25 protein-coding genes are annotated in these 26,843 nt (G+C 33.1%); 6 read left to right on the forward strand and 19 right to left on the reverse strand.

The features are described from left to right. Positions 1-891 carry a T9SS type A sorting domain-containing protein gene (locus N4A35_03535; protein MCT4580466.1) on the reverse strand — a complete coding sequence of 297 codons (891 nt, stop codon included), beginning with the start codon at positions 889-891 and terminating at the stop codon, positions 1-3. A 122-nt stretch (positions 892-1,013) separates the two neighbouring features. Between N4A35_03535 and N4A35_03540 the strand changes: the two genes are divergently transcribed. Together N4A35_03540 and N4A35_03545 are read left to right on the forward strand one after the other, a co-directional pair. Further along, the gene (locus N4A35_03540; GenBank protein MCT4580467.1) at positions 1,014-2,189 is read left to right on the forward strand and encodes an acetyl-CoA C-acyltransferase; all 1,176 of its coding nucleotides are present in this window, start codon (positions 1,014-1,016) and stop codon (positions 2,187-2,189) included. A gap of 74 nt (positions 2,190-2,263) precedes the next feature. Then, positions 2,264-3,619 (forward strand): hypothetical protein, encoded by a 1,356-nt coding sequence (locus N4A35_03545; GenBank protein ID MCT4580468.1) that lies wholly within the window; start codon positions 2,264-2,266, stop codon positions 3,617-3,619. On the opposite strand, the gene N4A35_03550 is transcribed toward N4A35_03545, so the two are convergent. From N4A35_03550 to N4A35_03605, 12 genes are all read right to left on the reverse strand, one after another. Next, entirely contained in the window at positions 3,608-3,955 is a 348-nt protein-coding gene (locus N4A35_03550) for a hypothetical protein (protein MCT4580469.1), read from the reverse strand. The two genes, N4A35_03545 and N4A35_03550, sit on opposite strands and share 12 nt — an antisense overlap. A 69-nt stretch (positions 3,956-4,024) precedes the next feature. After that, positions 4,025-4,774, reverse strand: a complete 750-nt coding sequence (gene paaC, locus N4A35_03555; protein MCT4580470.1) for a phenylacetate-CoA oxygenase subunit PaaC — start codon at positions 4,772-4,774, stop codon at positions 4,025-4,027. A 126-nt stretch (positions 4,775-4,900) separates the two neighbouring features. Beyond that, a complete protein-coding gene (gene paaB / locus N4A35_03560) occupies positions 4,901-5,191 on the reverse strand; it encodes a 1,2-phenylacetyl-CoA epoxidase subunit B (GenBank protein ID MCT4580471.1) in 291 nt (96 codons plus the stop codon). 244 nt (positions 5,192-5,435) lie between these two features. After that, positions 5,436-6,371 carry a 1,2-phenylacetyl-CoA epoxidase subunit A gene (gene paaA / locus N4A35_03565; GenBank protein MCT4580472.1) on the reverse strand — a complete coding sequence of 312 codons (936 nt, stop codon included), beginning with the start codon at positions 6,369-6,371 and terminating at the stop codon, positions 5,436-5,438. Positions 6,372-6,485: 114 nt separating this feature from the next. Continuing rightward, positions 6,486-7,445: a tryptophan 2,3-dioxygenase family protein gene (locus tag N4A35_03570; protein MCT4580473.1), complete on the reverse strand. Its 960-nt coding sequence runs from the start codon at positions 7,443-7,445 to the stop codon at positions 6,486-6,488. 60 nt (positions 7,446-7,505) lie between these two features. Beyond that, on the reverse strand, positions 7,506-7,913 hold the full coding sequence (locus N4A35_03575) for a polymer-forming cytoskeletal protein (GenBank protein MCT4580474.1): 408 nt from the start codon (positions 7,911-7,913) through the stop codon (positions 7,506-7,508). A 55-nt stretch (positions 7,914-7,968) separates the two neighbouring features. After that, on the reverse strand, positions 7,969-8,496 hold the full coding sequence (locus tag N4A35_03580) for an OmpA family protein (GenBank protein ID MCT4580475.1): 528 nt from the start codon (positions 8,494-8,496) through the stop codon (positions 7,969-7,971). A 107-nt stretch (positions 8,497-8,603) separates the two neighbouring features. Beyond that, positions 8,604-9,767, reverse strand: coding sequence for a 4-hydroxyphenylpyruvate dioxygenase (hppD, locus tag N4A35_03585; GenBank protein MCT4580476.1), 1,164 nt, complete (start codon positions 9,765-9,767; stop codon positions 8,604-8,606). Between the two features lie 47 nt (positions 9,768-9,814). Then, positions 9,815-10,183 carry a four helix bundle protein gene (locus N4A35_03590; GenBank protein MCT4580477.1) on the reverse strand — a complete coding sequence of 123 codons (369 nt, stop codon included), beginning with the start codon at positions 10,181-10,183 and terminating at the stop codon, positions 9,815-9,817. 42 nt (positions 10,184-10,225) lie between these two features. Beyond that, a complete protein-coding gene (locus tag N4A35_03595; GenBank protein MCT4580478.1) occupies positions 10,226-11,389 on the reverse strand; it encodes a homogentisate 1,2-dioxygenase in 1,164 nt (387 codons plus the stop codon). A gap of 322 nt (positions 11,390-11,711) precedes the next feature. Next, entirely contained in the window at positions 11,712-12,290 is a 579-nt protein-coding gene (locus N4A35_03600) for a PhnA domain-containing protein (GenBank protein MCT4580479.1), read from the reverse strand. 68 nt (positions 12,291-12,358) lie between these two features. Continuing rightward, positions 12,359-14,605 carry a S46 family peptidase gene (locus N4A35_03605; GenBank protein ID MCT4580480.1) on the reverse strand — a complete coding sequence of 749 codons (2,247 nt, stop codon included), beginning with the start codon at positions 14,603-14,605 and terminating at the stop codon, positions 12,359-12,361. Positions 14,606-14,801: 196 nt separating this feature from the next. Here N4A35_03605 and N4A35_03610 point away from each other — a divergent pair, with 196 nt between their 5' ends. Then, entirely contained in the window at positions 14,802-16,166 is a 1,365-nt protein-coding gene (locus tag N4A35_03610; GenBank protein ID MCT4580481.1) for a hypothetical protein, read from the forward strand. A 73-nt stretch (positions 16,167-16,239) separates the two neighbouring features. On the opposite strand, the gene N4A35_03615 is transcribed toward N4A35_03610, so the two are convergent. Both N4A35_03615 and N4A35_03620 read right to left on the reverse strand, forming a co-directional pair. Next, the gene (locus N4A35_03615; protein MCT4580482.1) at positions 16,240-18,423 is read right to left on the reverse strand and encodes a S8 family peptidase; all 2,184 of its coding nucleotides are present in this window, start codon (positions 18,421-18,423) and stop codon (positions 16,240-16,242) included. Between the two features lie 132 nt (positions 18,424-18,555). After that, on the reverse strand, positions 18,556-18,999 hold the full coding sequence (locus N4A35_03620) for a hypothetical protein (protein MCT4580483.1): 444 nt from the start codon (positions 18,997-18,999) through the stop codon (positions 18,556-18,558). Between the two features lie 120 nt (positions 19,000-19,119). On the opposite strand from N4A35_03620, the gene N4A35_03625 reads away from it, so the two are divergent. Then, a complete protein-coding gene (locus N4A35_03625) occupies positions 19,120-20,436 on the forward strand; it encodes a carboxypeptidase-like regulatory domain-containing protein (GenBank protein MCT4580484.1) in 1,317 nt (438 codons plus the stop codon). Between the two features lie 11 nt (positions 20,437-20,447). On the opposite strand, the gene N4A35_03630 is transcribed toward N4A35_03625, so the two are convergent. Together N4A35_03630 and N4A35_03635 are read right to left on the reverse strand one after the other, a co-directional pair. Beyond that, on the reverse strand, positions 20,448-21,419 hold the full coding sequence (locus tag N4A35_03630; GenBank protein MCT4580485.1) for a YARHG domain-containing protein: 972 nt from the start codon (positions 21,417-21,419) through the stop codon (positions 20,448-20,450). Further along, positions 21,409-22,035: a DUF2306 domain-containing protein gene (locus N4A35_03635; protein ID MCT4580486.1), complete on the reverse strand. Its 627-nt coding sequence runs from the start codon at positions 22,033-22,035 to the stop codon at positions 21,409-21,411. The genes N4A35_03630 and N4A35_03635 overlap by 11 nt, the downstream gene beginning before the upstream one ends. Before the next feature lie 103 nt (positions 22,036-22,138). Between N4A35_03635 and N4A35_03640 the strand changes: the two genes are divergently transcribed. Further along, a complete protein-coding gene (locus N4A35_03640) occupies positions 22,139-23,716 on the forward strand; it encodes a hypothetical protein (GenBank protein ID MCT4580487.1) in 1,578 nt (525 codons plus the stop codon). An 11-nt stretch (positions 23,717-23,727) separates the two neighbouring features. Here the strand turns inward: N4A35_03640 and N4A35_03645 are convergent, their stop codons facing one another. Together N4A35_03645 and N4A35_03650 are read right to left on the reverse strand one after the other, a co-directional pair. Continuing rightward, positions 23,728-24,294 carry a hypothetical protein gene (locus tag N4A35_03645; protein ID MCT4580488.1) on the reverse strand — a complete coding sequence of 189 codons (567 nt, stop codon included), beginning with the start codon at positions 24,292-24,294 and terminating at the stop codon, positions 23,728-23,730. Between the two features lie 18 nt (positions 24,295-24,312). Next, complete coding sequence (locus tag N4A35_03650) at positions 24,313-25,977, reverse strand: hypothetical protein (GenBank protein MCT4580489.1); 1,665 nt, start codon at positions 25,975-25,977, stop codon at positions 24,313-24,315. Positions 25,978-26,252: 275 nt separating this feature from the next. Here N4A35_03650 and N4A35_03655 point away from each other — a divergent pair, with 275 nt between their 5' ends. Then, positions 26,253-26,843, forward strand: coding sequence for an ACP phosphodiesterase (locus N4A35_03655; GenBank protein ID MCT4580490.1), 591 nt, complete (start codon positions 26,253-26,255; stop codon positions 26,841-26,843).

Here is a 26,843-nt window from a genome sequence, read left to right on the forward strand (position 1 = left end):
TTACCAACTCAACACCTTTTTAAAGATTTTCTTCTCTCCTATAGTAAATTCAAACAATAGTATTCCTTTGTTAAAACTACTAATATCAACTACTTCTTCTGAGAAGATTTTTTGTTTAGTTAATAATTGTCCATTAATGGTATAGATTGCCAATTCCACAGGTTTGATTCCATTATACTTAACCAATACATTTTTGTCGATATGATTCGTAATCAGATCTATATCGAACAATTCTTGACCTCTTACACCAACTGTATAATCAGTTGAACACTCATTGGTAGAATCTAATTGGCTATAAAACAACTGGTCATTTTTAAAGAAACAGCTTATTTTACCAGCCCCATTAACATTGGGAGTTGCTCCAGGTGCATTTATTAATGATAACGAGCCAGCTCCCTCAATCCAAACTGCATTTTGCCTACCCGCTTGAACTGTATCCAACGCATGTAAATAAAAATGTTTGTAACTATTCCCATCCACTAAAGGATGCAAAGCAATAGAATCAAGCTGAAACATCCCTGCATCAAACACAAATGGAGCTATAGGATTATAAACATTCATTGAGTCTCCTACAGACAATGAAAAATCATATAACAAAAATTCATCTGGCCTAGAATTATAATTAGCCAACTTTAGGTATACTTTTCTTTCATGAATATCTTCTCTTAAAAGGAAAGTTCTTGAGATATAATGGTAGCCATCCAAAATCTTATAGGAATTCCCATCCACAATAGTATCTCCATCTGTATAATATTTATCGTCGACACAACCAAAATAACATGACGTTAATCTCCACTCATTATAGTTGTCCAACAAAGGGGTATAACCTTGGGCACGCACACCTATCCATAACACACTAAGCATTCCTACTAAAAGAACTTTTTTACACATTTTATTAAAGTTTATATTCTTAACTGGAAGTCTATAATTCGTTACTTTCTACCCTCTCAATATCAACTATTTTTACTAAATTTGCAAGGATTTTTAACTCAATTTAAAACTAAATACACAAAATGAAAGAAGTTTATATTATTTCGGCTGTAAGAACTCCAATTGGAAGCTTTGGAGGATCATTATCAACTGTTCCTGCTACTAAATTAGGTGCTGCAGCAATTAAAGGTGCTTTAGGTAAGGCTAACATAGATGCTCAATTAGTTGATGAAGTATTTATGGGGAATGTTTTACAAGCAAACTTGGGACAAGCTCCTGCTCGACAAGCTGCAATTTTTGCTGGGCTATCTGAAGATGTTCCTTCTACTACAGTAAATAAAGTATGTGCTTCTGGAATGAAAGCTATTAGTTTAGCAACTCAATCTATTTTAGCTGGAGACAATGATATTGTTGTTGCAGGTGGAATGGAAAACATGAGTATGGTTCCTCATTACTACAGCGCGCGTAATGCTGTAAAATTAGGTGATGTTAAGTTAGTAGATGGAATGGTTAAAGATGGTTTAACTGATGTTTACAACCAGGTACACATGGGAGTTTGCGCTGACAAATGTGCTACTGAATACAACATTACTAGAGAAGATCAAGATAATTTTGCTATTGAATCTTATAATAGAGCTGCTAAAGCATGGGATGCTGGGAAATTTGATGAAGAAATTGTTCCTGTTGAAGTTCCACAAAGAAGAGGTGATGCTATTGTTGTCAACAAAGACGAAGAGTACACCAATGTAAAAATGGAAAAAATCCCTCAGTTAAGAGCTGTATTTAATAAAGAAGGTACAGTAACTGCTGCTAACGCTTCTACTTTAAATGATGGTGCTTCTGCTTTAATTTTAGCTAGCAAAGAAAAAGTGGAAGAATTAGGGTTGAAACCAATTGCAAAAATTGTTGGATATGGAGATGCTGCTCACGAACCAGAATGGTTTACAACTGCACCTTCAAAAGCTGTTCCTGTTGCTTTAAAGAAAGCAAACTTAGAAATTGCTGATATTGATTACTGGGAATTAAACCAAGCATTCTCTGTTGTAGGATTAGTCAACACTCAAAAATTAGGGTTAGATCCTGCAAAAGTTGATGTAAATGGTGGTGCTGTTTCTTTAGGACATCCTCTAGGAAATAGTGGTTCTAGAATTATCGTTACTTTAATCAATGTGTTAAAGCAAAATAATGGAAAATATGGAGCTGCTGGTATTTGTAACGGTGGCGGAGGTGCTTCTGCTATGGTTATTGAAAATATATAATTACCTATAGCCTTTTATAAAATCAAAAGCCACTTATTAAATTTTAATAAGTGGCTTTTCTACAATTAAACTTTATGACCGCTTACGAAAAGATTATTACAACCCTAGGTTTTCTAGGATTCTTTATTCTACTCCCCCAGCTCCTTGCGATTTTTGGAATAAATGATCCTCAATTATTCTTAGAACAAAACCTTGGAGCAATAGGTACTGCCTCTGCTCTTAGTATAATTGGTCTTTCACTAATATTACTCGCTGTAATTTTTGGTGGTGGAGAAACAATTGGTGCTACTTTTTTAGGATTAGTCATTGGGTTTCTGCTTATCTCTACTTCAGTTGAAGTAAGTTTTATGGTTTGGTTAAAAAAGATCATGGCATTGAGTAACATTACCTCTAATTTCAACCTGAATTACCTCGTTGGGGTTAGCTCTATTTTATTAGGCTTGCTTTTAAGTTACTCTTCAAAGTTTTCTTTTAAAGCTTTATTTGCCATTATTATTATACTCCCGCTATCTTTTATTGGTATATCTCAAGCTTTCGAACTTTTTCAATTTGAAAACAAATTTGAAATCACCGTAGACAAAGGTTTTTCTTCTCTTGCTAGTCTTATTGATCCAGAATATCAAGATATGCCTGAAGTCGTTTCTTATATCCAAACGGTTGAAACGGATACTGTTTTGAATCAAAAAGAGAAAGAAGAAAAGATGGAAGAGCTTCAAGAAAACATTAATAAACTTGAAGAAGACAAGGCAACATTAGAACAACTCAAAAAAGAGAATGAAAAATTTAAAGCACTTATTAAACAACAAGCGAAAGAATTAGCTGCTGTTGGTTGGTGTAAAAGTGCTATGGATACTAGTAGTCAAACAAAATCTTTTCAAGAAGCTGTTACAACTGATGAGCCTTGTGTTAGAGATTATGCATTAACCATTGTCAAAGATTTTCCAGGTAATTTTTATGATACAGAAAGAGGACTTCCTGGTAAAAGTGGAATGAATCAAATCTGTGCTTTAAACTTACATTTATTTAGCAACTGGAAATACATCAGTGACCCAACAGTATTGAGAGATGATTTTTATTCTAGAGCTGATCGAACAATAGCAATTGGACTTGCTGGTGATTGTGATGATTTTGCAGTATTAAACGCCGCTTGTGTTGAGTCAATTGGTGGAATTGCTCGTATAATGGGAGGACAATGCGATGGAGGTGGTCATGCTTGGTGTGAAGTACTTATTGGGACTGAAGCACATTATAATACAGCTGTTACTACTATTAGAAGTTTTTATAAAGACCCTAATAAGAAACTAACTCCTACAATTGATGAAAACGGACTCTATTGGCTAGTCTTAGATTGGAGAATTGGAGAATATACTTGTAATGATTTTGGTTTAGAACAACTCTATCCTAAAAATAAATTACAGTTAGTTAAATAATTGTTTTAGCAAAGTAAAGCTAGTATACAAAATTATTCCCACAGCTATACTGATTGCATAAAACTGATTTTGCGCTTTTTGTCCTTGATTGACTAATGTTTTAGCAGATATATAGTTATAATACAAAATTGGAACCAACAGCAAAAAAATCGCTCTCCCAGAAAATATCGAGGAATTGAATCGAATGTTCTCCTGTTTTTGAGCTATAGCCTTTAGTTGTTCTCCACGGCTGTTTAACTCTTCCTCAAAAATAATTCTGTCTCTTAATAAAACAGACTTATTTTGCGCAAGTGCATTAAGTGTTTGAGTTGATATGTTGATTAAGCTATTATTCATGTCAAAAAAAATAGACTTGTTCATCCACAAGTCTATTCTCTTCAATAATTATATACAATCATCACTTGCCTACCACTTCGCATCAGGATATTTATTATTTAGGTATTGAATATCCAATAAAATATACCCCATGTGATCTGTATGATGTCCATTCTTACCGTATTCTAAAGAATATACTGGCATTTCAGGTAAAGTTAGCGTTGCTTTTGTTAACACTTCTTCTACACGTTCATTCCATTTGTCCTGAACGGCTTTTAAGTCTACTCCTACTCCAACTTTTATCATTTCTTCATCTGTTTCATCCATAAAGAATAATTCGTCTTTATACATCCACAAGTGATTTAATGCTCCTTGAATTTTTATATGACTGACTTCAGTCCCATCTCCAAGACGATACATCCATTGTGTACTTCTTCTTAAATGGTAAGTAACTTCTTTTAAAGACTTTTGTGCCAAAGCAGCCAAAGTTTCATCTTTACTTTCAGCTAAGGCTTCCAAAAAGAAAAATTGATAAACATCAAACAAAAACTGTCTTGCCATAATATAAGCAAAATCTTCGTTGGGATATTCTACCAATTGTATATTGTAATATTCATGTTCTGCTCTTCTAAAAGCAAAATCATCAGCAGATTTAGTTCCATCCAAGTCAGCGACGTATTTATACACGCCTTCAGCTAAACCGATATGATCTAAACCTACATTCGTAATGGCTAAATCTTCTTCTAAAAAAGGTCCTTTACTAGAATATTCTCCTAGTCTATTCCCTAAAATCCAGCTATTATCAGCTATTCTTAAACTATATTTTTGTAAATGGTTCATTTTATTTTTAGACTTTAAGATTTTAAGACAAAAGACGTTAAGACTTCCGCTTATTCTTATTGATTCAATATTGTACTTCGACCAATAGTCTTATTTCTTGACTCTTCTGGTCTTCAGTCTAAACAACTATATATGCTTTGCTCCTTCTGGCATTACATAAAATGTAGGATGGCGATATGCTTTATCATTAGCAGGATCGAAAAAAGCACCTACATCTTCTGGTTGGCTAGCCACAATATCTTCTGCTTTTACCACCCATAATGCTGTTCCTTCTGAACGACGTGTATATAAGTCTCTAGCATTTTCCATTGCCATACTCTTGTCATAAGCATGAACTGCTCCTGCATGCCTAAATGGTTTCCCTGGTTTTGTTTGAACAAATACTTCCCAAACTGGTCCTTGATTATCTGTACTCATTTTTTTATTATTTAGATTCAAGATTAAAAGATTTAAGATAAAAGACAAATTAACTTTTTCTATACTCTAATCTTGTTACTTTTTCATTTATTATTAACTGCGTTCCTTTCGGTCAGGCTATCCGCTATATCTTTTTTGCAATTCTCAATACAATTTCATTTTTTCAAAATTAAACCACTCGAACCGACTAAAAAACTATCGTTTCTATCCTTAACGCATTTTTCTCAATTGGTCAATTAGCTAATTACCCTACTAATTCCATTTGTTTTTTACCATATGCAGCAGCAGCTTCTCTTACCCATGCTCCATCATCATGTGCTTTTTTATGGTGTTTTAAACGTTGCGCATTACATGGTCCGTTTCCTTTGATAACATTCCAAAATTCGTCCCAATCAATATCACTTGTTTTATAAGATCCATTCGGTAGTAACTCAACATTATCATCTGGAACCTTTAATCCAATTAATTCTGCTTGAGGAATTGTTTTATCAATAAACTGTTGACGTAAATCATCGTTCGATTCTAGTTTAATTCCCCATTTCATTGATTGACCAGAATTAGCAGATTCTTTATCATGAGGACCAAACATCATTAATGAAGGCCACCACCATCTATTTAATGCCTCTTGAGCCATTTGTTTTTGCTCAGGAGTCCCTTTAGCCATTTCAGCCATTATTTCATAACCTTGACGTTGATGGAAACTTTCTTCTTTACAAATTCTAACCATCGCTCTAGAATATGGTCCATAAGATGTTCGTTGTAAAGAGACTTGATTTACAATGGCAGCTCCGTCAACTAACCAACCAATAGCTCCCATATCTGCCCAAGTTGGAGATGGGTAGTTAAATACACTTGCATATTTTGCTTTCCCCTCATGTAACCACTGAATATATTGATCTCTTGAGACCCCTAAAGTTTCAGCAGCACAATATAAATACAAACCATGCCCTCCTTCATCTTGAATTTTGGCCATCAAAATTTTCTTAGCTCTTAAGCTAGGTGCTCTTGTAATCCAGTTTCCTTCAGGTTGCATTCCTATCACCTCAGAATGGGCATGTTGAGACATCTGACGCACTAATGTTTGTCTATATTTCTCTGGCATCCAATCTTTTGGTTCTATTTTTATCCCTGCATCAATTTTCGCTTGAAACTCTTCTAACTTTTTTTGATCTTCCATAATTTTATATAGTAGCTTTAGTGCCTTGAATATACTAAGAAGTTATCTAAAGTTGAAACGATACATTAAAAATTAACTCTTTTTGTATTCAATTTCACTTATATAGAACGCTTCTATTTATTTATCATTTTCAAATGAAGGAACATCAGTCAAAACTTCATATCCTTCTAAATTAGTTATTCCCCAATTATCAAATTCTTCTTTTGACCATAACTCAGGGAAGAATACCCTTTTTTGATATTTAGGATGCATATATTTTCTCCATGGGCTTCCGCCTGTTGCATCAGCATCTCCTAAATACTTTCCTGCTGCATTATAATGTGCCATCACCCAACTGACATTTACTGTATGGTCATAATGACGCATAGCATTTATTAAACCAATATCTTCTCTTACTTTTAGTGGCAATGATTTAAACTTGGTCCATAAGTTCGTTTGGTTATAATTACGCATTACACGTAACAACTTGACTTTATACTTATCTTCAAAAAACTGTAGTAATGGCGTTTTCTTATCTGAATTAGGTATTTTGCCTGCTGCTTGCCAATAAAGGTATTCAAAAGCATATTCAAACGGAGTATTTCTATCAATAATTTTTCTAAAACGATAGTCTATTAAGTTAATTAACTCTGTTGAACAAAACTCAATCATTCTATATTGAGCACTTTGGAATCCACTTGCAGGAGTTAACGTGTTCCTAAACTTCATATACTGCTCCACATCCATTCCATCTCCCATAATATCAAACGACTTTGATAACATATCAAAATAACGGCTAATACGCATGAGGTGTTTGGTAAATTTTTCAGCAGTTATTTCTTCTGCATTCGCAATTTGATCGATTTCCCAAATTACCATCTTAAATAGCAATTCATTGATTTGATGGTACATGATAAATACCATTTCATCTGGTTGATCAGTACGTTGAATCTGTAAACCTAATAAGGCATCTGTTTGGATATAATCCCAATACGTAATAGGGTTGCCATGCAACAAACCTTCTAACAATACATCTGGATTTATTCCTAAATCGTTGTATTTTTTATCAATCTGTTCCAATATTTCTTTTCTTTCCATTGTTCTTTGTGTGTAGTTTGTTTTATTTACAATGTTTATTTATTATGAATTCAATTATTCTTAAGGGATTTCAAAAAAGTCAAAAAAGTAGATAACAGCAGCTTGCTCTTTATCTACCCCTCTAGCAGAACCTATTATGCTTCCTCTTTTTCTAATATCTCCATTCGACTCAATTCTTCCCACAATACTCCCACTCTTCCTTACATCACCGTTCGATTCCACTCTTCCTACAATTGAACCATTTTTACGAATACTACCGTTCGATTCTATTCTACCTTTTATACTTCCACTCACACGTATTGAACCATTTGATTCAAATTTACCTTTGATACTCCCTCTAATACGTACAGCACCATCTGATTCGATTCTCCCAAAACTAGAACCTCCTTTTCTTAAGTCTTGAGCTAAACCAAAACTTGCTAAGCCTAAGAATAGCACTGCTAATGTTATTATATTTCTTAACTTCATAGTTTACCTGTTAATCAACCTCTTTTATTCCTATTTGCTCTCCATGAGAGAACATTTAATCAATACTTATTATTTTAAATTCTGTTCTTCTGTTTAAGTCATGTGCTTTATTTTGTAGTTCTTTTGTTGGTAATGCCAAGGTTTCTTCTTTTGAAATTAACAAAGCTGATTCACCTTTTCCTGATGACTTCAATCGAGATTCACTAATGCCTTTTGAAATTAAATAATACATTACACTTTCAGCTCTCCTTTTAGACAAAGCGTTATTAAACATTTCATTACCTCTTACATCTGTATGAACAACAATTTTTAACTTAAATTGATGTTTTTTTAAAAATAAAACTAATGAATCAAGTTGCTTTTTTCCTACTGAATGTAACCTCCCATCATAAAACCAAACATCCTCAACTAAAACACTCCCTGCTTCAAACACCGAATCTTCTAGTGTAAATGTTTTCGAATAATGTGCATCAAACTTAGCTTGTAATAAAGAATCGATATTGGTAGAATCTATTGTTTGAGCATAAGCATTTATAACCAATAAATTGGTTAGTAAAACAATGATACTCCATACTCTTTTCATCTTTTCAATATCAAATAATCCTTAGCTATTCTACTATCAACAGAAAAACAAATCAATGTGCAATGGGTATACTAAAAGTAAACACATTGCACATCATCTGAATTCAATTACAACGTTCCTCTATTCGCTTGCTCTCTTTCAATAGCTTCAAACAAAGCCTTGAAGTTACCTACTCCAAATGACTGTGCTCCTTTACGTTGTATAATTTCAAAAAACATTGTTGGACGATCTACAACTGGTTTGGTAAACAACTGCAACAGATATCCTTCATCATCTCTATCAATCAATATCCCATGCTTTTTTAAGACTTCTACATCTTCATCAATGTCACCTACACGCTCCAATAAATCATCGTAATAAGTATCTGGAACATATAAAAATTCTACACCTCTGTCACGCATTGCAGATACAGTTGCTACAATATCATTTGTTGCTACTGCAATGTGTTGTACACCAGCTCCATTATAAAAATCAATATATTCTTCTATTTGTGATTTCTTTTTCCCTTCTGCTGGTTCATTAATTGGAAACTTAATTCGTCCATTACCATTACTCATTACCTTACTCATTAGCGCAGTATAATCAGTTGAGATATCATCATCAGTAAAAGACACGATTTGTGCAAACCCCATTACTTCTTTGTAGAAGTTGCACCATGTCATCATCTCATTCCAGTCTACATTTCCTACCATATGATCAACATATCTCAACCCTACAGGCTCTGGATTGTAATGCGATTCCCATTTTTGATATCCTGGTAAGAATATACCATTGTAATTCTTACGCTCTACAAAAATATGAACTGTTTCTCCGTAAGTATGGATTCCCGAACGTACTACCCAACCATTTTCATCTTCTTCTCTGGTTGGTTCTAGATATGGCTTAGCTCCTCTTTTAGTTGTTTCTTCAAACGCCTTAGTAGCATCTTCTACCCAAAGTGCTACAACTTTAACTCCATCACCATGTTTATTGATGTGTTCATTAATCACACCTCCCTCATCTAATGGAGTTGTTAACACTAAACGGATCTTATCTTGCTTTAAAACATAAGAGACTCTATCAGTTAAACCTGTTTCTAAACCTGCAAATGCCTCAGATTGAAATCCAAATGCTGTTTTATAAAAATGCGCCGACTGCTTTGCATTCCCGACATATAATTCAATATAATCTGTTCCTAATAACGGTAAAAAGTCTTCTGCTTCATCGAATAATTTTTCTAAACCGTAAGTTACGTTCTGTATGTTTTTTAAGTTTTTTATTTCTGCTGCCATGTTTATCAATTAGAGAATTAGCTAATTAGCTAATTGGTTATTTTTTTCTATTTCTTATTTTTTGATGAACTGATTATGCTATTTAATATTTTAATAATTGAAATTAGTTTTTCAATCAAAAAGGTAGTATCAGGATAAGTTTCAATTTCATTACAGAGATACAACCAATATTCAAGTTCATCAGCCTCTTTTAGTGCTACTTTAATTTTATGTATAAAATCTTTTTTACTTTCGGCATTTTGAGATTCTTTAACATTAGCTCCTATTGATGTTCCACTACGTAAAATTTGTTTCGCTATTACAGACTTATTTAAATATTCAAGTTTTTCTGAATACAACACAATGTCTACTGCAAACTCAAAAGTAAGTTTAAGAATAATATTATCTCTATACTTAGGATTATCAGTGAATTTCATCAATTATCTCATCATCTCATTAGCTTATTAGCTCATTAATCATCAATCATCAACCATCCAACTCTTGTAGTAATCTTCTGTTTCTAGTTTTAAAGCTTCTTCAGTGATCATAACTGGTGCGAATGGATCTATCATTACTGCTAGTTCTTCAGTTTTTACTTTTCCAATTGAGCGTTCAATTGCTCCTGGATGTGGACCGTGAGGTATTCCTCCCGGATGTAATGTAAATTGTCCTTTCCCTATATTATTTCTGCTCATAAAATCTCCGTCTACATAATATAAGATTTCTTCAGAATCAATATTACTATGGTGATAAGGAGCTGGAATAGCTTTTGGATGATAATCGTACAACCTAGGAACGAATGAACACACCACAAAACCTCTTGCTTCCCACTGTTGGTGAACAGGTGGTGGTTGATGTATTCTTCCTGTAATTGGCTCAAAGTCATGGATTGAAAATGCGTAAGGATAATTAAATCCATCCCATCCAACTACATCAAATGGGTGATTCCCATAAGTATATTCCCAAAGAACACCTTGTTTTTTGATCTTTACCTTAAACTCACCTTTTTCATCATGTGTTTCTAAATTTTGTGGCAATTTATAGTCACGTTCACAAAATGGCGAATGCTCCAAGAATTGTCCAAATTCATTTCGATAACGCTTTGGCGAATATATTGGGCTAAATGACTCGATGTATAATAAACGGTTATCCTCACCATCAAATTCTAGTTGATAGATTGTCCCCCTTGGAATGATAATATAATCCCCATATTCAAATGGTATATTTCCATAAGATGATTTGAATGTTCCTGAGCCTTTATGCACAAATAACATTTCATCAGCATCCCCATTCTTATAAAAATATCCATCAGAAAACTCTTTTGGAGCTGCAATTCCAATGTGTAAATCATTATTGACAAATAAGGTCTTACGACTCTCTATATAATCAGCTTCTTGTGGCAAAGAAAAACCTTGCAAACTTAAAGCTTTCATATTTTTTTCTATCGCAATTTTAGGCGATACATCTTTTACCTTTTTCACCTCAGTAACTACTGTTGGTGGGTGGATATGATACAGTAGAGAAGACATTCCTGAAAACCCTTCAGTACCAAATAATTCCTCTTGATACAAACTTCCATCTTCTTTTTCGAAAGTTATGTGTCTTTTAGGTGGAATTTTACCTAACGAATGATAACGTGGCATGTAAAATTTATTTAAGTATGTGTAATGTAAAAGCGTATTTACTACGCAAGAAAGTCAATGTAAAATCAGAACTGGATCATTCTGGATTTCTTTTCAATTCGATTTGTTTATTAAAACAATATTTCGAAACCATTTTCATTTGACTCATTAGTTTTAAGACAGCTAAATATACGAAAAACAATTTTACTTAAACTGATATTCCTCAGCTTTTTTAACTATTCTTTTTTTCACTTCCTTTACCTTATAGTCAGCACTTTAAGCAAAAAGGCTCTATTTCTATAGTGTAGAAATAGAGCCTTTTTAAAACCTAAAAGTAATTGAATTACATTTTTTTGACATAATCTGTTATGATGACCACAGTTTGTCCATCTACTTTTCCTTCAATATATTTTGAATTATCTCTATCTAAAGCTATTCTCCTTACAGCTGTTCCTCTTTTTGCTGTAAACCCTCCTCCTTTTACTTTGAGGTCTTTGATTAACACCACTGAATCTCCTGCACTTAAGACGACTCCATTGACGTCTTTATGAATAACCTTATCTTCATCTGACAGATGCTCTCCTGTAGCTTTTGCCCATTCTAAAACATCTTCTTCAATATAGAACATATCCAACAAGTCTTGCGGCCACCCTTCAGCTTTTAATCTTGTTAACATTCTCCATGCCAAAACTTTTACTGCATCCACCTCACTCCACATCGAATCGTTCAAACACCTCCAATGGTTCGGATCCATTGCTGTTTTCTTTTCTATTTGATCAATACATGTTTGACTGATATAGACAGTATCTTTTTCAGTACCTTCTGGCTTTGGTTGCACACTGTAAACGGCTAAATTTTCTTCACTCCCAGACAATTCACATTTATTCCCACTTCTTTTTTGTAATTTTTTTTCTAAACTCATTGCTCTTCCTTTTGTAAATAAAAAAGCCTTTCTAAGTCAATAGAAAGGCTTTTTTAAGCTCATAGTGATTAATATAAACCGTTTTTCTTTAGCAGTTTTAATTGCTTCTTACGATTCTTTAATACTTTCTTTTCTTTCGTTTTTACTAAAGTCATTTCATCAACCAAATGCTTCGCTCCAGCGTATTTATCTATAATAAACAATACATAACGAATATCACAAGAAATGGTTCTTTGAATATTAGGTTCAAAGTAGATATCTCCACTCATAGCTTCCCAGTTTCCATCGAAAGCTGTTCCTATCAATTCACCTTTAGCGTTAATTACTGGACTACCTGAGTTACCTCCTGTAATGTCATTATTCGACAAAAATGCGACATGTAATTCTCCATTTTCTGCATACTGACCATAATCTTTAGCATTATACAAATCAACCAATTTTTGAGGAACGTAGAATTCGTGATCTTTATTTGTAGTGTGGGCATCTTTTTCCATTACCCCTTTTAAAGTTGTGTACAACTCATATTTTACCCCGTCTTTTGGTTCATAAGACAATACATTTCCATAAGTAACACGCATTGTTGAATTAGCATCAGGAGCATACGCTTTTTCTGGGTTCATTTTTCTTACCCCATCAATAAACAAACGTTTTCCCTCATCAATTTTTTCAACTAATGTTTGTTGTGGCATTGCAATGGTTTCATAATACATTTCAACAAAGCTTGAAGTCAACCAATATGCTTTATCAGCTTCTATTGTTTTAATTGATACCCCTTCTAACCAATTTTCTAATTTTTGTTTTGAAGTAAATGGTGAGCTTGCAAAATAATCTTTCGCTAACTTTTTAAAGTTATTATTATACTCATCAGCTAATTTAACTAAAGCAGCTGGGTGAAATTTCTTATCAATATCTTCAAAATAAACTCTTAACATTGCTGCTAATAGTTTTTCATCAATTTCAGCATTGTAATCTTTAAAATAAGCTTCTGACTTTGCTAAAATTTCTTGTTTAGCTTCAGCTGCTGCTTCTTTATTTTCTTCTGAAAGTGCTTGATGTAATTTAGAACGTGAATTTAAATTTCCAAAGGCAAAACTTAACACTTCAGGTCCCTGCATAATTGCTTCTCCAAAGTAAACTTGCGGTAATACATATTCTTGTCCTTCTTTATAAAACGCTTCAATTAAATCAAGTGCCTTTCCATATTTCTTTTGATTGGCTTCATCTTTTGCTGCCCAAGCTTTAAATTCATTTTCTAAAGCCAGTTTTTTATCGTGTACATTGTTTTTAACTAATTGTTGAGATTGTCCCAAGAAATACTTCCAATAATTACTTACATGCGCATGTTTAGAAGCATACTGAATTCTAATCTTTTGAGATGAATTCATTCCTTCTTCCATGATGTCTAATTTCATTCTTCTAACTTTCACTCTAGCAGGTTGCTCAATATCAACAGCCTCTTTTACCCCATAGGAAGTTAAATAGCGATCAGTACTTCCAGGATACCCCAAAATCATGGCAAAATCTCCTTCTCCAACACCATCCAATGACACTGGTAAATGATGTTTAGGCTCATAAGGTTTGTTGTCTTTAGCATAAGCTGATGGAGCATTATCTTTATTGGCATAAACTCTAAACATAGAGAAATCTCCTGTATGTCTAGGCCACATCCAATTATCAGTATCACCTCCAAATTTACCAACAGATGCTGGTGGCGCACCAACTAAACGTACATCTTCGAAAATATTATACTTAAACATATAGTACTCATTCCCGTTGTAAAAATCTTTAATCTGAATTTTTTGATTTCCTTTTTTACTTTCTTCTGCTTGTATTGCTTTGATATTCTTATCAACTAGAATCGCTCTCTCCTGATTGGTCATTTCATCAGTTACACCTTCTAATACTCGAGCTGTAACATCATCCATACGATCTAAAAACCATACTGATAAATCTGGAATTGGAATCTCTTCACCTTTATTCATTGCCCAGAAACCATCTCTTAAATAATCGTGCTCTGTAGTACTATTTTGTTGAATAGCATCGAAACCACAGTGATGGTTGGTTAACATTAACCCTTCTTTTGAGATAATTTCTCCCGTACAAAATCCTCCACCTAATGCTACAATAGCATCTTTTAAGCTGGAATTATTGACCGAATAAATTTCTTCTGGTGTTAATTTTAATCCATGTTTTTTAATGTCTACCCCATTTAACCTTTTGATCAAAAGTGGTAACCACATTCCTTCATCTGCTCGAACTGAATAAATTCCAGTACCAAAAACAAATGCTAATACTAATAAAAAATTCTTTTTCATTGTGCCTTGTTTATAATTTTAGATGTGCAAAGTTAACAAAATTTTAAGATATTACTGGAGGTATTCTATCGTCCCGTTTTTTTTTAACAAATCAACCTAAATAATTGTATTTATCTATAAAATCATCAATTTTGATGAGTTTAAAAGGCCTGATTTCACTTAGTTTTGGTTCATATTCATGCTAAAAACAAAAAATATGAAAATCACCTTTACATTTATTTTAACACTTGGATTTACCTTATTATATGGCCAACAAATCCCTACTAAAGATCGTGCATTAAAAGACATCAAACTCAAGACTGAAAGTATAGAAAAACAACTTGAGTTTTTTGGAGTTCAATCTGGATTAGAAGCTATTAAAATCGAACATTCAGGAGGACCTTATCGTAAGTACTCAACTGGAGCAAGAACTTTTTATTATGATCATGTGGCTGACTTTGATGCTGCCTATCATAAATTTACATTAACAACACCTCAATACCCTAATGGTGATCAATTTACTTTCGATCTTATTATTAGTTATAACAGTTATCACTATTTACATTCTGGCTACCGAAAGAGTTTAGGAAAATACAAGTTAAATATTGCCACAATTAGTGTTAAGAGCTATAAGGGAAAAGAACTTACTACTACACAATTAATTGAAAAACTCAATGATTTATCCAAAGAACAAGGAAAAGCCTTTGAAGTGGACAATAAATATCATTTTACACAAATTGAAACAATAGGTTTTGAACGAAAAGAGCAACGAATTCGTCAAGGAGTAACTTATTATGAATATGAAATTAAGATAAAAGGTAAAGGAGCTAAATACGAATCTAGCGCAGGAGATTATATTGAGTATGAAATTAGAGAGACAGCAGATATAACAGCATATTATACTGCTGATATTGGTTTAATTAATGGGAAATGGAAGTTTACAGACTACTCCTTAAAACAAGATTTTAACAAAATTGAGGTTACCAATGTAGAAAAAGATCCTAACGTACCAGCCTATCAATCTCTACGAAATTTATCGCTAAAAGAAATATTAGCTGGCCCTCAAATTTCGAAAGAGATCTCTGTATACAGTATTAAGTATATGAATGACTTAAAAAGTTTAGTGTTGTTACGTTTAACCCAAGTTCCCAAAGAAGAGTTTATTAAAGGAGAACTATTAACTACGCTATTCTCTACTGAAGCTGGCCAATCTGCTTTTAATCAATTTTACAATTTAAAACAAACTATGAAAGATTATTATTTGGATTCTGTTCAACTTGGTTTCGCCTCAAACAGAACTCAAATTGAAAAAGGGGGACAAGGACAATTTTCGGTTTCATATCGTGTAAAGAGAACTGCTTCAAAAGACTTATTTAAGAAAGCAAAAGCTAATGGAGCTAGTAAAGAACAATTAAATATCATCAAATATCCTGCACAAGGTTATTATAACCTTAGTATTGACTTAAAAGTGGAGAACGGTAAAATACTCATTGATGATGTTATTAGTCCTAATGGGGCAAACCAAATCAAATACAAAAATGGAGGTAGTACTAGGAGTCACCCTATTACTATTGTAGAATAGACCCAAAAAGAGCTACCCTTTTCTATGGTAGCTCTTTTTTCACTTAGGTCTATCTCTCTAAATGACTATACTCCTACTCCTTAATAAACTTAACAGTTGCTATTTTTTGTTGGGTTTTTATTTGAACAAAATAAACTCCTGCTTTCCATTCATTAACAGTTATTACCTGAGTATCATTAAGTTCACCTGAGGTTATTAATTTTCCATCGATTGAATAGATTGTATAAATAACTGTTTTTTCTAATGGGTGTTCAAGCTTTAATGTCAACTCACTTTGAACAGGATTAGGATACACCATCAGTGAGTTCTTAATATTATTCTCTTCAATTGCAACCGTACTTAATGCCATCTGAAGTGCTGCTGTAGCGGTTACTTTCCCCATTCCCCACTCGGTACTTCCAGGAGCTGTGATCACTCCTGTTCTGTTATCTTGTCTGGCTGTTAACCTCAACATATTTCTAACATCTGCAGGAGCAATTAAAGGGTTTGCTTCTAGCATTAACGCCACAACTCCAGCAGTTGCTGGTGAAGACATGGATGTTCCAGAAAATGCGGCAAAGTGATACGTTCTTCCATTAAAACTGGTATTTGCTACTGAAGAGAACGCTCTTGTTGTATAAGAATTGATAGAGGAAACTACTCCTACTCCTGGTGCAGAAACATCTGGTTTAATTCGTTCATCATAGGTAGGACCCTCACTTGAAAATGTAGCTAAAACACCTGGATAAATGGAACCTGACCCTGTAACATTTTCTGAACGATGTGCCGCCACAGTTATAGCACTCTCTGTACAAGCTGGTTCTCCCAAACTATAATGAGCATCTCCTCCTACTCCATTTTGTCCGAATGTATAAAATGGCATTCCCCAATTCCCAACTCCGGTTGTTAATTCTACAACATTCCAGTAATGCACCGTTCCTGTTGCTGCAAAAGAGTTCAACACTACTTTATAATTAGAATTGGTATTTTTTACACGTAATCGAACGTGAGGCCTTTGATTTTGTGGATGTATGTGATCAATAGTATAGTTATAAAATATTGTATCATTCCCTATCACTATGATAGAGTCATGATACCCAGCGTTTAACTGAGTGTTGTAGACATCAGTAGCACCAATCAATGTATTCGTTCCATCATACACCTCCAATTTTACATTAAATTCATGATTCTGTTCTCCCCACATTGAGATACTTTGCCCCCACATTGCTGGATGGGCATTATACCCATAAAAACTAATTCTTGATGTTATAGTATCGTTATTAAATTCTTTTTTTATGTGTAAATCAACATCTCCATTATTCCCCGCAGAAGTTACAAAGACAACCCCTTGACTACTTAACGTATTGATCGCTTGACTAATTAGAGAAGTCCCATCCATAGTCCCTAAATAATAGAGTCCCCAACTCATATTAATGACCAGTCTTTTACTATCCTGATCTGCAATATTTTTCATCCAATTAAACGCATCAATAACTGACCCGACATCTAATTGTACAGAATTAAAAAGGTATTCTGCTTCAAATGCTACTCCTCTATACCCTATACCAGCTCCACTTCCTCCGGCAATTCCAGCAACATGACTTCCATGCGTAGCATAATCATAGTAATAACTTGCTGTATCAGAATTTGCTGCATCTAATGCTGCTGGTGTCACATACTCAACTCCATATCCCATAGCTGGTTGATTTCCTTCAATTTTAAAGTGATCCCAGGCAGCTCTTACTCTAGAAGTTGTCAAAGTAGTATCCATAAACATGGGATGATCATAGTCAAATCCCCAATCTGTAATTCCTATCAATACATTTTTACCTGTATACCCTTGAGGCATATTTATTCCCTGCCAGACACTATCTACTCGTAAATCTGCTGTCATTTTTTTATTCAAAGGCTGAATACGATCTGCTATGGACAAAAATAATACATTCTTATAGGTAGTATAACGCTCAATATTAGTCAAGGGAATTTTGATGGTTACCACATCACCTATTCTACTGCCCAAAAAAGCGTTTTTATTTAAATCTTCTTCTTTAAAACCAACATTAACCTTAGCAACAGTTGATAGACAATATTCTCCGTTAACTTTATAAATAGGTAGTTTTGCAAAATGCTTTTTTATATTTTGCTCAGTTGGAGTATTTTCTTTATAAAAATTGGATAGCTCCTCTAAATTATAAGTTGTTTCGGCACTTAAATTCAGTTGCCCTAATGCAAGAAAAGAGCTTCCAATAGCTATGAGTAACAAGACAAAGTTTTTCATTTTATAGTATTTCCTAATTTATTAGACTCTAAAAATACAAAAATTACAAACTTCCTAAAGAAGGAGTTTTAAACAAAAAAGCCTTCTGCTCAAGATTGAACAAAAGGCTTTACATCTTTTAATTAGAGCTATTTACCCAAATAAACCTCCTAGCATTCCTTTGGCTTTGTCCATGATATCATCTGTTCCTCCAAACATTGAAGCAATACTTGAAGTATCTGAAGCAGGTGTTTCTTCATTTTTATTCGTAATCATTGATAAAATCTTTGGAATAATCGCACTTGCTACTGTTTTTGCCATTCCTTCACTTAACCCTAACTTTGTTCCTAATTTCCCAATAAAGTTTGAGGTCAAATCATTTTGTAAAGAATTTGCAGAGGATGAGTTTTCTCTTTTAGAAAATAGATTCATTACAGTATCCATAGCTCCTGAAGCTAATTGTTTACTCATCACTTCTTTAGCTGATTCTCCAGCTAAATTTGCTACATCACCAGCTTTAGATGCGTCTAATCCTACTTTCTCTAATAAATCTCCTGGGATTTGATCTTTTAACCCTCCTAATATTGAATCTAACATGTTTTCGTTTTTATGTATTTAATGTTGTTAAAATAATTTTTGTGGAATATACACTTTTTATGCATCATTATAAAAAAATATTTTTCTGTTTAACACCATTTTAACGACCTTTACTTTTTTATGAAAAGATTATTACTTTATACATTATTGTTTGCTCATTCATTCATTCTTGCGCAAGATTATGGATTTGTTGTTCGGGGTAAAATTATTGACAACAACCTAATGCCTATTCCTGATGTAAAAATTAACACCAGCTCGAATCAAACGACAATTCGTTCCAATGAAAAAGGTGAATTTAAACTTAAAATCAATTACCCAAATGATCGCTACATTGTATTCAACCACGTTGGTTATATCAATGACACCCTGTTCTTTTCAGCAAGAAAAGCGAAAAAATACGCGAAGAAAGGTGAGGTAAAGCTCTCCATCAAATTAAGTGAGTTAGTTTTTAAAGAAGTTATTGTTACAGCAACAAGAGTTGATACCGTATACGGGAACCCGCTCTTCTCTATTCAGGATTATATGCTATTGGAAGATGATCAACTTTTGTTACTTACTTACAGTAAAAGCTTAAAAAAAGATGGGAAACTCATCTTAACAGATGCTCAACAACAAATAATTACAGAATATACCATTCCTGATCAGCCACGCTACCTTTACAAGGATTATGCTGGTACTTATTTTTTGGTTTGTACTGCCCATGTCTATCATATTCGAATTCATCGACAACAAATTAAATTAACTCCAATTCTAAAAGAAGATTTCTATGGGTTTTACCAACGAATTATCGACACTATACAGGACGATTTTTACTATTCTAACTTTTCAGAAAATTATCCAGCTGTAGATTTTTTAGTTACCAATCGTACAGACTCTGCCCATCATAAATTATGTAGTGTTCAAGATGATTTTATGATGGAACTTTATCGTGCCCAATATAAGTACGTTAGTGGACGAGAGAAACTCTGGGCTTATAGAAAAGAACAAGAAACAGGGATTGATAAAGAAATATGGATTGGAGCTGCTTCTTTTACGCAAGACTTTTTATATAAACCTGTATATGCTCCGTTATTTATCAGAGAAGATACTGTACTCATTTTTGATCAATACAAAAACTATATCTTTAAGTTCGATAGTGATCATGATCTTGTTGACTCTATCCCGTTTCAATTAAAGATAAAAGGAAGTAAAGAAAAATGGGAACAACCACTTATTAAAGACCAAACAACGCAAGATATCTATGCACTCTACAACAAAGGTGGTTATTACTACTTAAAACAATTTGACTTAAATACAGGTAAGACTATTCAGACATTAAAATTGAGTAATCGCTATGTAGATCAACTTACCATAAAAGACAATTATGTTTATTATATCTATCGCCCTTTTGAATCTTTACAAAAGAAATATTTATATCGTGAGGAGCTTGTCAGGTAATAATTTTAGAATTACCTCCCAAAAGAATCATAATACGTCTCTGCATGTTGCTCATATCTCTTGATTAACTCAATATTCTTTAATTCAACAGCTGTTAATTCCTTGGATACATCTGTTGAAAATGGAATATACCAATCGACATAAGCATCAAATATATTTCTGATTTTTCGATTTTTAAATGAGTACCCATGACGAGCATAAATCGTATTTCTAATAATCTCTAAATCTGTTTTATATAAATTTTCAACCTCTTCTTTTGTCAACAACTTTGTAGAAGCATTGATGTTAGAAGATGCTTCTGTTAATGTTTCAACAACTTCATCAATGTAATAATCCTCTCCCTCTTCATCTAAAACTTTCCCCTCTTTTGTTTTCCCATACTCATATAAATTAAACCATCCTACTTCTAACATCAAATCAGGATTATACTCGAATACTTTATTCGTTAACTCAAACTCCCTAACTGGGACTTTTAATTGACTGTTATTAGCATACCATTTCCCCGATAATTCAGTCTCTTTTAAATCCATTATAAACCTACCATCATATTGATCATCACCTGGTTCATTTACATCAATACTCAAAAATCCATCTCGAATTTTTACCTCTCCTGAAAAAGGTCTTAAGTTACCTGCTACTACGGAATGACCATAGATTAACGTATCTCCTACAATTGAGTCAAATTGAATGGTTATTTTATTTGAACGCATCCCTCCTTTTTCATAGTCAAAATCTAACGCTTCAAATTGACCAACATAACATTCATTTTTTGCATTTAAAGTCAAACTTTGCTTCTCCTTTTCAGGCTCTAGCTCTGCTTCTTGAATATTTTCAGAGCTCATTCTTTTAACATCTTCAACTTTAGAATTGTCTTCCTTACTCGTTTTCGAATGAGTTGTACTACTTTCTTCTTGTGTCGCTGTTGAACAACTAGCCAATAGTATTATTCCTATACATCCAACTTTAATTAATCTATTTTTCATTTTTTCTTCTTTTGTAAATGATATATTCTGCTATAATAAGATTTAACACCCAACCTAACCAAGCTACTATCATATAGGTATCCATTGGTCGGGTATGAAAAATAGCCACAATTATATATTTCCATGCTCTCAATGTAATTGCTGATAAAGCTAAAGAAAAACTTCTTATCATCCATTCTTTATGCTGAATCAACTGCCTTTTTCTAATGCTAACTACTGCTTTTATTGTAAAATATATCCATAAAATTGCCAACAAGCAAAATGCAATTTGAGATGAAAGTCCTCCGTTGGCATAAACTCCAATAATCAGTCCTGATGGGCCTGCTAACAAAACGGTTACAGCTACATAGATCCACCCCATAGTTCTATGAATTTTCGGCTTTTGAGTATAGATAAAATGACTAAACTGTGTATATCCAGCCAATAAGACTAATAAAGATGTAAATACATGTACAAAAAATGCAATGCGATAATGTTGCATCTGAATGTAATCCTGTTTGATTCTTAAAAAAGCAACATCTGTATCTACAGGAATATATTGCAAGGTTATTTTTAATAGTAGAAAACAAAAGAAACTGTATACTATTAACAACACTATTGAAAATATATTCCTCATTGATTATCCCTTCTTTAAAACGGAAAACTTATTTTAAATCTGTAATTTTAGACTGTTAATATAATAATATTCACCATTTAATCAACTGCTGTAAAATATGTCAATGCACGAAATTGAAGGTTTAGCTGAAGACAGTATTCGTTTTATTAGTAACCTAAAAGAAATTACGCCACAACAAAAAAGAACATTCTTTTTGAACATTTATAACTGGCAAGCTATTTTCGACACTAGCTATACTCATTTTAGGGTAAAAGAGTTTTTAGAAAAACAGAATTTTTTATTGACTTTATCTTTAACTGATTTTCAAAGGTTTCGAACGCTTAAAACAAATGAACTTTTAAAAATTGAAACGGAAGGTTACGCCTGGATTAAGGGGCCAAATACAGCAGAAGATGTTTATGCCGATTGGAATAATGGAGTTCCTCTTTTCTATTTTGATTACGGCAGTTCAACTTGGAGTTATTTAATTGAAAAACAATATCTTCAAGATGATTCACCTGTAGAAACATGGGACACTATTGAATTGACTCATCGTATAGTCAAGTTAGCTATTGAAGCCGATAAAAAAACATTAGCATTTGAATGGTACGCAGCTTTTGTCAATTGTATCCATGAAGAGTATATCGATTATCCTACGTCCTTTACTACTTTTCTTGCCCATCCATTATTAATTGAGTTAAAAGAAAGTATTTTTGAAGCAGGCTTTAGTAAATATAGATGTTATGATAACCTACTAGAAAAACCAACTTGGAATGATTTAAAGGAGGACTTAAACGAAGAAGAAGACCTTTATTACTCACTCAAATATCTTACTAATGGCCGCATTACCAAAGAAAAAGCCTTAAAAAACTATGAACAACATCTAAAAACACCCAAACAACCAATAAATGTTATTAGAGATGGATTAGCTCCTTTTTTTAATCACAATGAGTGGACTTTAGCGGAACATGAAGATGAAAACTATTGCTATTGGACGTGGTATAAAGACCTTAATCCTGAATTGGGTGAACACGATTCCAGCTTTAAACGTTATGTCTTTTCTTTTGAATACCATCGTAAAGACGCTTTCTTATTTGTTCTTCAAGGGATCCAAATGGGGAAATTTTTAAAATGGCAAAATGCTTCTCCCAATCATATGGAGTATGCTTGGCATTTTAGGCAAACTTTTAACGCATCCTTACCAGGCGAAGTATTGGATCAAAATAAATTTATCAATGATTGGGGAGCTTGGCATATCCCATTAAAAAAGAAGCTTCCTTTTATCAATAAACGTATACAAGACCTCACCTATAACCTAGAGCAATACTGGAGCGTTTACTTTGATTACATTACCAATTTATTCAATGACAATTCCTACTTCAAACAAGATATTGATTCCTTAATTGATTTATCCATTAATGGTGATGAAAACGGTTTTATTCCCAAACACATCGCTTTTGATAGTCCATTGAGTATCTATTTTGCTTTTATTTTTCGAGCAATAGAAAACGACGACAAAAAATTGAGAGACGATACTTTACAAAAAGCTAAAGCATACCTCATAGACAGAGATAATTTGTTAACTAAAATTTTCTTACCCCAAATTAAACAGCTCGAAAGAAATGAGTCTATAAATTATCCATTACATATTCATCATCCTTCTTTAAAACATTTAAAACAACAGTATGAGCAAGAACAGTGATTGATAAGCTATTATACTTCAGGTGGCAGGTATTTAAAAAAATAAATCTTTATCCCTTTATTTTCTACTGTAGTATAGAGTTCAAAGCCAGCTTTTAAATAAAAATTAACCAACTCCTCTTTAGCTGTTTCTAGTAAGAGTGGAATTTTATTCGTTTGACTTTTCTTTACGATATAATTTCTAGCTTCAAACAAACCATCCAAACGATGATAATCGTTAGCTTGTGCCAAATACCAGGCGTAATAGTAATCATTAACTTTTAATCGGTTGGCTTTAATTAGCTTTTCTTCTTGTAGAATATCGATAATGAGTGCTGGCTTAATGGTAAAGATTAGCCTTAGATACAACACAAAAGACTTCAACGATTTTACCTTACTTGTTCGATAGTACAATAAGACTGTTTTTTGGTTACTAGCTACAAATACCCCTTTACTTTGTTTAGCAACCTCATAGGCATAATCTATTAAACGACTATACCTGACTTTAAAACCAGGCTTTTTATCATTGAATAACTTTTGAATACGAGGATGATCGTGAAAAACATCCTTAATGATATTTTTTATATCGTGGTCTTGCATCAATACAAAATCCTTTGACTACCCTCCTATTTTATTTAATTGATACTTAAAGTAACGCATTCCATTTTTAGGTGGCAATTGAACCGAAATTAAGGCACCTTCACGTTTTAAAGATAATTCAATTCGTTCGCCTTTGAAATAAAGCAACCATTCTGATAAATTGCCCTCTAATGGGAAATTATTAATTGCATATATTTTGTCTTGACGTAACAATCCTGCGTTATAAGCAGCAGAATTTTCAAGAACATCTGTTACAACCATTGTTCCGTGCTTGGTTTGTAATTTCAATCCATAATTTTCAGCTTCATTTTCCGAATTCACAATATCAAATTGTATCCCTCTATATTTTAATGCTTTATTGATATAAGGGGAGAATTTATTGGTACCGTATATTAAATCATCAAAAATATCATCAAAAGATACACCAGAAAACTCTTCTAACAACCCTTTGTACTGTTCTTCTGAATACCCTTTTTCTTGATTCGTTTGTTCATATAATTTACGCATAGCATCATGCAAAGTATATTTTCCATTAGAAGCTTCTCTAATTCGCATATCACAAACCATTGCCGTTAATGCACCCTCTACATAAATTGATGTCTTTCTTGATGGAATTCCTTGTTCATAACCATCCAACCAAGTATCAAAAGATGATTCAGCTACGCTATAGTGATTCCTTGCTCCATTATGAAAATGACGTGTTAAATACGCTTCTACTTCTTTTTGATACTGTTGCTCATCAAAAACACCACTTTCTAGTAATATTAAATCTCCCATGTAGGTTGTTACCCCTTCGGTAACATATCCAGAACGCGTGTAGTTTTCTTGTTTATAATCGTACGGAAATAAGCCATCAGGTCTAATTGCTTTAACATTCCATGTATGATACAATTCATGAGAACTGACTCCTAACAATTCTGTATAAAAACTTTCAAACACAGCATAACTTGGCCCCAAAGCTATTACAGTACTTTTTTGGTGCTCTACTCCATGGTAATATTTATACGGCATGATTTGGAACAGAAAATGAAATTCATCTACAGGAAACCCTCCAAATGCATCAATCTGATATTGTGTGAATTTTGTAAAATCATTAATTAAACGTTCCCAGTCTGGACGTACTTCTCCTTGAAACCAAATATGAAAAGGTATTCCCGCCACTTCGTACTCACCATGTTGTAAACTATCTGAAACGATAAATGGAGAATCAGCTAACTCATGGAAATCTTCAGCTTCATATAAATCTTCTCCCACCTTTTTTAAACTCGTTGCAACTTGATGATCTACAGGATATTTAATCTCAACCAACCTTTTAGAACTTAAATCTGTAGGTTCATAAATACAACAATTTACAGGGTTAACATACAGTTGATTATCATCTAAAAATGTTGAACCTGCATTTAAATCAGCTGCATAATACAAGTATTGTACACGAACTAAATCAACTTCTTTACATTCTACTTTCCAACTATCGATAGTTACTTTATAAGTGTTTAAGGTTTTTCCTTCGGATGAATAAGCTGCAAAATCTCTTACATTCTTAGCAAAATTTCCTAACTCATAACGCCCTGGTCTCCATGCTGGCAATTGTAATACAACTTCTTCTTTTTGAGTTGTATTGATTTCTACATCGATTGTTATAAAATGGTGATGGGGCTGTTGGTATGAGAATGTATATTTCATCTTGCTTTTATTATTTTGAGATTCCTCAAATATAAAAACAATCTACCAATGAAATAATTGAAAGACAATCATTATATTCACAATGTATTTATGAAATCATTTTTAATCTTCTTTTCTATATTCTTATCTTTATGTTCTTGTGAAGTAGCACCTTTGGCTAAAGAACTCATAAAAAGAAATAATGAAGTTAATACATTTACTCCTTCTGAACTTTCAGATACAGTCAAAAAAATACATAAGGATTTAAAAGACAAAAAATGTAAAGACTGCCACAAATGAACTATTTAGCACACATAGCGCTTTCAGGAAAAAACACCAATATTATGTTGGGGAATTTTATTGGTGATTTTGTCAAAGGAGATGATTTTCATCAATACCCTCAAGACTTTCAGACGGGGATTTTATTGCATCGTTCTATTGATTCTTTTACAGATAGTCATCCAATTGCCTTACAAAGTAAACGACGTTTTTATGAAAATTTTCCTAAGGTTGGTGGGATTATCACTGATATTATTTACGATTATTTTCTGTGCCAAAATTGGGACAGTTTTTATGCTATTGATTTAGATAAATTTATTACACAAACGTATAAAACCCTAGATCAGAACCAACATCACTTACATAAGAATATGCAATACCTCTATAGTCATTTAACACAAAATGATTGGTTTAGAAGATATCAAACTCAAGAAGGAACAGCGCTTTCTCTAACACAAATTGGAGGTAGAATAAATTATTCAAAAGATTTGGGAACAGCTTTTGAAATTGTTAATGCAAACTATGATGATTTCCAAAAGGAATTCAACTCCTTTTATTTAGCTTTACAAAAACATTGCGAGGACTTCCTCAGTAAACATCAAAATTAA

This window comes from Flavobacteriales bacterium (assembly GCA_025210295.1).
GTDB lineage: Bacteria > Bacteroidota > Bacteroidia > Flavobacteriales_D > Parvicellaceae > S010-51.